The 3,379-nt window shown below is 62.1% G+C and carries 3 protein-coding genes and 2 pseudogenes; 3 read left to right on the plus strand and 2 right to left on the minus strand.

Annotation, left to right across the window (positions count from 1 at the left end; translation table 11 throughout):
- Window positions 1–530 (plus strand): TetR/AcrR family transcriptional regulator (locus VIQ49_RS24970; protein ID WP_331889281.1); only part of this gene is annotated, 530 nt, incomplete at its 5' end.
- Between the two features lie 24 nt (window positions 531–554).
- Here the strand turns inward: VIQ49_RS24970 and VIQ49_RS24975 are convergent.
- Both VIQ49_RS24975 and VIQ49_RS24980 read right to left on the minus strand, forming a co-directional pair.
- The gene (locus VIQ49_RS24975) at window positions 555–1,355 is read right to left on the minus strand and encodes an SDR family NAD(P)-dependent oxidoreductase (RefSeq protein WP_205390302.1); all 801 of its coding nucleotides are present in this window, start codon (window positions 1,353–1,355) and stop codon (window positions 555–557) included.
- 184 nt (window positions 1,356–1,539) lie between these two features.
- Window positions 1,540–1,860: pseudogene (locus VIQ49_RS24980) on the minus strand (cytochrome P450); the annotation flags it as partial.
- A gap of 155 nt (window positions 1,861–2,015) precedes the next feature.
- Here VIQ49_RS24980 and VIQ49_RS29045 point away from each other — a divergent pair.
- Window positions 2,016–2,267: a DUF2511 domain-containing protein gene (locus VIQ49_RS29045; protein WP_414731719.1), complete on the plus strand. Its 252-nt coding sequence runs from the start codon at window positions 2,016–2,018 to the stop codon at window positions 2,265–2,267.
- Window positions 2,268–2,586: 319 nt separating this feature from the next.
- Window positions 2,587–3,267 (plus strand): annotated as a pseudogene (locus VIQ49_RS24985) (DDE-type integrase/transposase/recombinase); the annotation flags it as partial.
- Between the last annotated feature and the right edge of the window lie 112 nt (window positions 3,268–3,379).

Genomic DNA, 3,379 nt, shown 5'->3' on the forward strand with positions numbered 1-3,379 from the left:
TCTACCGCCACTTCGCGAGTAAGGAAGAACTCGATCTGGCCGTCGCCCGCCACGTCCACCGCGAACTCACGGCGAAGATACGCCTTACTTTGGACGTGCAGGGTTCACCATTGGACGTGATTCGCGCTCCCGTGAGTCAGCACGTCATGTGGGCTGACGAACATCCCAACCTGTATCGTTTTCTGGTCAATCGGGACTACCGGCGCAGCAATGAGAAAACGACGCCCGGAAGAAGTGCGTTCGCCTCCGAACTCGCAGTAGCGGGCGCCCGCTACTTTCCTCGCTACGGGGACGATTCCGACGCTGCCGACCGTAACGTCGCCGCCATCATGGGCCTGATCGACGCATCGGTCCTGTGGTGGCTGGACCATCGAGACTCCACTCGCGACGAACTCGTCATTCGGTTGACACGGCAAACGTGGTTGATCATCGATGACAGGCTGCACGAGCTGGGAGCCCACCTCGATCCCCAAGTCCCGCTGAGCGAACCCGCGACCTCATCACGCCCAACTCGAGCATGGCCGGGCTAGCCCCGTCCCATCTTCGACACAGCGTCAACGATGCCTGCGTTGGCGCCGCTCACCGCGCCCACGCATCAACGCGAAAACCTTCAACCCGAGCGACGGTGCGGCGTCACTAGAGCGGGCAACGATGCCACGCCACCGAGGAACCACCCGGAATATCTGGCGACTGTCCAGTAACTCCAGGCCTGCACGGGCCACGTCCGCAGCGTCCATCGGACTGGGTCCGGCGAACAGTAATGCCGCGCCTGGATCGGCAACTCGGTCGTTGACCATTTTCGTACTGACCACGTCGGGGCACAGCGCACGTGCGCGAATGGGCAAACCCGCATGGTCGAGGTCACCTTGCAATGACGTAGTGAACGACAATACGGCCGCTTTGGTGGCTCCGTACATCGCGAGTCCAGGGACGGGCGCCAGTGCCGAGAGCGAAGCGATGTTGAGGATCGCGCCCCCATCTGCGCCCATAGCGGCGACCGCGGCGTGTGAGCCCGCCACAACGCCTCGCACATTGATATCGAGGATCGACGCAACCTCCACATCGGTGTGGCTCCAGCTATCGCCCGCGATCAGGACCCCGGCGTTGTTTACCCATACCGCCAGACGACCCGCGGCCGAAGCCTGCGCAGCGATATCACGATGGACCGACGGATCTCTTACGTCGTGTCTGGCACTCCAAGCGCCCCGGCCGACCTCGGCGGCAGCACGCTCTGCTGCGTCGCCGTCTACATCCGTGAGCAACACCCGGTGGCCGGCAACGGCGAGTTGTCGCGCGATCTCCAAACCAATCCCTCGACCTGCTCCGGTCACGACGGCTGTTGATGGTTCTTGCATGACAATCCTTCCGGCAGTGTGCGTAGTTTTACCTACTACGGTTCGCCCGGGTTTGTGGAGGGTTCCGATGTCGATTCGTTAGGGACTGTGTCAATATTGCCGACACAACGATGTCCGTCGGCGCCCTTGTGGGTGCAACGCGCTCGGCTTCCCCTTTAGATGTCTCCTGGAGCGGTTCTCGACATCATCTGCGACGCAACGTAATGGGCAGGCCGTCGGTGGGGATAGGCAAGGACGTATTATCCCACCGAACGGGGTAGCCGTCCTCCAGGCTCCAGGTGAATTCCCGCAGCATCTCGTGCAGTATTGCCTTCACCTCCAAGGTGCCAAAGTGCATCCCGATGCACTTGTGCGCGCCCCCTCCGAACGGAAGCCAGGCGAAGCGGTGGGCCTCATCCTCGCGCCTTGGCGGTTCGAATCGCGTTGGATCGAACCGGTCCGGCTCGGTCCACCCCGTGGGCGCAAAGTGGTTGACCGCAGGCGTGATGGCGACAAGCACTCCAGATCAGTGTCGTTGTCGCGCTCGTCACCCTCGGCACCCTGGCACTAAACGAGTGGAAAGACCAGCCCACGGCCAACAGCGAGTCGACCACAGCGGTCACGACAACACCGCCCAGCAAGTCGACCACCACAGCAGTCACGACGCCACCGCCCGGCTACATCTCCGAATCCACCTGGACCGATGGCCAGTGGCCCTTCACTGTCCCCGAGGGTGTGCTGATATGTACGAACCCAGGATGGCAAATGACGCTTATAGCCAACGGTGTGACATACGCCGTCAACTTAACCGCCGGGTTCGGGGGCAGATACGCGGACATCACCGCAATCAGGCGTGATGATCCCGACATCCCTGGAACCAAGGTCGACATGCGTCCTGTAATTCGTCGCGGCTTCGCGTTATGTGAACAGTAGTACAGGGGCCTGCGGGGGTCACTCAATCGTGATGCTTGACCCCGTCGTTCAGGGCGATATTTCGCACGTTGACACCCTTCTCAGCGAGATCAGATCGGTGGTCGAGGATGATCCCGCACTGCCGCAATTAGCAGAGCCGTTTCCGGTGTCGCCGGTGTCCGTGGCCATGAAAAAGTCCTCACTGGTGGCCAAGTGGAGGTCCCCGCTGGTGGCCAGATAAAAGTCCCCACCCCGTGTTCGTCGTGTCGATCAGGAACTGCGGGCCCCGATGGTGACGGTGAAGGTGCCAACCAGACACCACCACCACCGGGGAGTTCCATTGAAGTCTGCGAAGGACCGCATGGACATCATTTCTGCCTACCAACAAGTCGGGTCATACCGAGCCGCCGCCGATATGTGCCACACCACCCCTAAGACCGTCAAACGGGTCGTGGACAAGTTCGAAGCCGGCGACAACGCACCGCCGAGGGCCGAGCGGGCCCACAACTACGATTCGGTGGCCGACTTGGTCGCCGAACGGGTGAAGAAATCGCAAGGTCGGATGTCGGCCAAGCGGATGCTGCCGATCGCCCGCGCCGCCGGCTACGACGGGTCGGCACGCAACTTCCGGCGGCTGGTCAATAAGGCGAAGACGTTGTGGCGCAACGAACATCACCGAGCGCGGCGCCCGGCGGTGTGGTCACCGGGTGAGTACCTGGTGATCGACTGGGCCCAGGCCGCGCCGGGATTGTTCCTGTTCTGCGCGGTACTGGCGTTCTCCCGCTGGCGGTTCGTCGCGTTCGCCACCGACCAGCGGGCATCGACGACGTTGGCGTTGATCGCCGAGGCCTTCGGTGCGATCGGTGGTGTCCCGGCCCGGGTGCTGGCTGATCGGATGGCCTGTCTCAAGGGTGGCGTCGTCGCAAACGTGGTGATCCCCACCGCCGAATACGTCCGGCTGGCTGGCCATTACGGCTTCGCCCCGGATTTCTGCCACGCCGAGGACCCCCTCTTAACCGGCTAATACTGATATCGGATTGGCTGCGACACGCCGTTTTCATGCGGTTCTTGACCATGGTGGATTGAGATGAGATATCTACATCTCATGACGAGGGAACTGTCGGCGGCTGTCG

This window comes from Williamsia sp. (assembly GCF_036566845.1).
Taxonomy (GTDB): Bacteria; Actinomycetota; Actinomycetes; order Mycobacteriales; family Mycobacteriaceae; genus Williamsia.

Excerpts from the sequence above, each read along its gene's own strand:
- VIQ49_RS24975 (WP_205390302.1), bottom strand. The coding sequence starts at position 1,355 with ATGCAAGAACCATCAACAGCCGTCGTGACCGGAGCAGGTCGAGGGATT.